This window comes from Brevundimonas diminuta ATCC 11568 (genome assembly GCF_000204035.1).
Classification (GTDB): Bacteria; Pseudomonadota; Alphaproteobacteria; order Caulobacterales; family Caulobacteraceae; genus Brevundimonas; species Brevundimonas diminuta.
Window position 1 is genome coordinate 1,618,202 of record NZ_GL883086.1, and the last position, 3,279, is coordinate 1,621,480.

The 3,279-nt window shown below is 71.1% G+C and carries 3 protein-coding genes; all 3 read right to left on the bottom strand.

Features of this window, described 5'->3' with window-relative positions; all coding sequences use genetic code 11:
- On the bottom strand, nt 1-2,346 hold a 2,346-nt coding region (locus BDIM_RS11690), incomplete at its 3' end, for a baseplate multidomain protein megatron (protein WP_040346914.1).
- Nucleotides 2,347-2,358: 12 nt separating this feature from the next.
- A complete protein-coding gene (locus BDIM_RS11695) occupies nt 2,359-2,808 on the bottom strand; it encodes an NlpC/P60 family protein (RefSeq protein ID WP_040345938.1) in 450 nt (149 codons plus the stop codon).
- Nucleotides 2,805-3,279, bottom strand: a 475-nt coding sequence (locus tag BDIM_RS11700) for a baseplate hub domain-containing protein (RefSeq protein WP_081461898.1), incomplete at its 5' end; no start/stop codon positions are given. The genes BDIM_RS11700 and BDIM_RS11695, both read right to left, overlap by 4 nt.

Here is a 3,279-nt window from a genome sequence, read left to right on the forward strand (position 1 = left end):
GGGCAGGGCCAGCGCCGCCTGATGCAACGTCATCTCCCGCGCCGTCTCGCCCAGCACGGCCACCCGACCATCCCGCTCGGCCGTCGTCGCCCCCAGCGCCTGCACCAGCGGCGCCAGCGCATCCTTCGTCGCCATCGGCCGGTCGATGACATAGCCCGTCACCCCGCCGTCCACCGCCCCGACCGTGAAATCCGTCTCCGCCAGACCACCACGCTTCAGGATCGCTTCAATCAGCCCGCGCGCATCGCCGCCCATCCGCCCGTTCAGCCAGTGCCCTGTGCGCCAGGCGCCCGCGTCAGCCCACACCTCATGCAGCGCCGGAAACGCCGGATAGGGCCGCGCGTCCCAGCACCAGACATCCGCACCCTGCAGCATCGGCCCGCCATAGACGCCCGAGACCGGGTTGTTCACCGGCTGCGCATAGTGCCCCAGCACAGCCTCGATCAGCCGCCGCTGCATCCCGTCGTCGCGGGCGCCCGTAGAGTACGGCGGCAGAGCGTTCTCGCTGCTCTTCGGATCTTGGAACAGGTTCGGCGCATTGCCCCCGCGATCCACCGCCGCACAGCCGAACTCGGTCAGCCGGATCGGCTTCATCCCCGGAACCCAGGCCGTCGGCGCCGCCTGCCTTGCGCCGCCCACGCGCTCATGATGCCGGTTCGACCACCAGCCCTTCAGATCCTTATAACGCCAGATCCAGTCTTCGCCGTGGGCGCCGTCCGTGATCGCCGTGCGCCGCTGCGCCGCCCGATCCGCCGCGCCGGCGTAGAACCAGTCATACCCCTCGCCGCCCGCGACCTGCGCCGCCAGATAGGCCGGGTCCGACGGCCCTTTGAAATCTTCGGCGTCCCGCCCGCCGTCGCCGCCGCGCCAGTCGCCCATCGGCGGATACCAATCGATGCCGACGTAATCGATATTCGGGTCCGCCCACAAAGGATCGAGGTGAAACCGAACCTCTCCGTCCCTCTGCCAGCCGAAATACTCCGACCAGTCGGCGGCGTAGCTCAGCTTGACCCGCGACCCGACCACCGCCCGGCACTCCGCCGCCAGCGCCCGAAACTGCGCCACCGCCGGAAAGCCCCCGTTCGCATCCCGCGTCCAGGTCAGCCCCCGCATCTCCGAGCCGATCAGCAGGCCGTCCGCCCCCTCATCCGCCGCCATCCGGGCATAGTGCAGCGCCAGCCGCCTCAACCCCCAACCGCCCGCCGTCCCGAACAGGGCCGCGACCTCAGCCGTCGCCCCGGCCCCGTCCGTCCCCGTGATCCGCCCTCGCCACGGATAGCCGGCGCAGTCCATGAAGACGAAGGGATACAGCGTCACCTCCAGCCCGCGCGCCTTCAGCGCCCGGATCGCCTGCCGCACGCTCTCGTCCGACGGCGTCCCGCCATAGGCCGGGCCTTCGCCGCCCTCTCCGTCGTCGACCCGGCTGATCAGATGCGCGTCCGCGCGCGTCACCCCCGCCACGCCCCAGACCAGCGGCTGGGTCGGCTTGTCCCTCCGCTCCACCCCTGGCCGGATACGGCAATGCCCCATCCGCACGTCATCGCCGAACCAGCCGAGCACCAGACTGACCCGCTTCAACCGCGGAGCCTGGGCCATCAGCTGATCCAACGAGGCCTCCAGGTCCGTCTGACCCGCCGTCAGATGCACGTTCTCCGGCGTGGACTTCGCCAGCCCCTCGCGCCGCATCACCGGCTCGGTCGCCAGGCAGAACTCTCCCGCGCCGGGGATCAGGCACACGCCCTCCAGCCGGTCTTCCAGCTGCGGCGCCGCCCCCTGCGGCCGCCGGAACACCTCGAACGCCAACTGCGGCGGCCGGTCGCCATAGGCGTCCAGCGGCAGATCCTCGAACACCACATAGGCCGTCCCGCGATAGGCGGGCGCCCGCCCCTCCACCGCCTCGATCAGCGGATCGGGCGTCTGATCTTCCGTCCCGCGATGCAGACGCATCGTCACGCCCGCCATATCCATCGGCTGGCCGTCAGCCCAGACCCGGCCGATCCCGTCGATCGGCCCCTCGCACAGGGCCACGGCGAAGCTCAGCGAATAGGCGTAGTCGACCGTCTTCTGGCCGCCCTTGCCGCCCGACCGCTTCTCCTTCCTCTCCAGAAAGCGCGCGGCCCAGATCACCTGCCCGACCACCCGCGCCCTTCCGAAGACGCAGGCCATCGGCGCCCCCTCGGCCGAGGACTGCAGCTTCAGCCCCTCCAGCCTCGGCCCGACCTGCCGCGCAGGCGACAGCCCGGCGATCATCCAGCTATCCGTCGCCCGCCCCAGCACCCCGCCGATAAAGCCCCCGATCGGTCCGCCCAGCGCCGACCCGATCCCGCCCAGAACGACCTGCGCCATGCCTGCTCCTTCTTAAATCTCAGGCCAGCGAAACGCCGCGACCAAACGCCTGCGCCACCACGCCCCCATCCAGCTTTCGACCACCGACCGCCCCCAATAGGCGTGGATCATCCGCCGCTCCGACCCCTCGACCGCGCTCAACACGGCGCAATGCTTGGCCGGACAGCCCGCCGCCATGCGGAACAGCAGCACATCGCCCAGCCCCGCCTGCTCCGGCGCGATCTCCACCAGCCGCCGCCGCGCCGCGGCCCACAGCGTCTCCTCGCCCCCGACCTCGGCCCAGTCGGGACGATAGGGCGGCGGCGCCTCCGGCTCCTCGCCGACTGCCTCGCGCCACACCCCGCGCACCAGGCCCAGACAGTCCGCCCCCTCGCCCTTCACGCTGGCCTGATGTCGATAGGGCGTCCCCAGCCACCCCCGCGCCGCCGCCACGACCCGCGCGCGCCGTTCGGCATCCCTCATCGCCTACGGCTCCGCCCGTCATTGCGTCCCGCCACAGGCCGCGCCGTCAGGAAGTCCTCACCCGGAATGTCCGGAAAGCCCTGAAAATTAATCCCATTCCCAAACACCCCCACGCAGGTCGCCCACCGCTTGTCGCAACTACGCCCGGCCACCAACGCCGCATCCAGCCCGCAGCGCCCATCACCCAGCACCGCGTCGCAACCCCGGCCATAGGTCCGCCCGACCACCCGCTCCAGCGCCGCCATCGGCCCATCCAGATCGGCGACAAACCGCCCGTTCTCCCTCCGGATCCGCGCCAGTCTTCCCTTCCACAACCGCACCCTCAGGTCCGGCCGCATCCAGTCCACGCGCCACAGTTCGACCTCGGCGGCGTCATACCGCCCCGCCGCTATGTCCGTTTCAGTAATGGCCGCATCATCCAGCCCGCCGGACGCCGACAGCGCACCCGCCGCCAGCCCGACCTCGCCGTCG

Excerpts from the sequence above, each read along its gene's own strand:
- BDIM_RS11695 (WP_040345938.1), bottom strand. The coding sequence starts at position 2,808 with ATGAGGGATGCCGAACGGCGCGCGCGGGTCGTGGCGGCGGCGCGGGGG.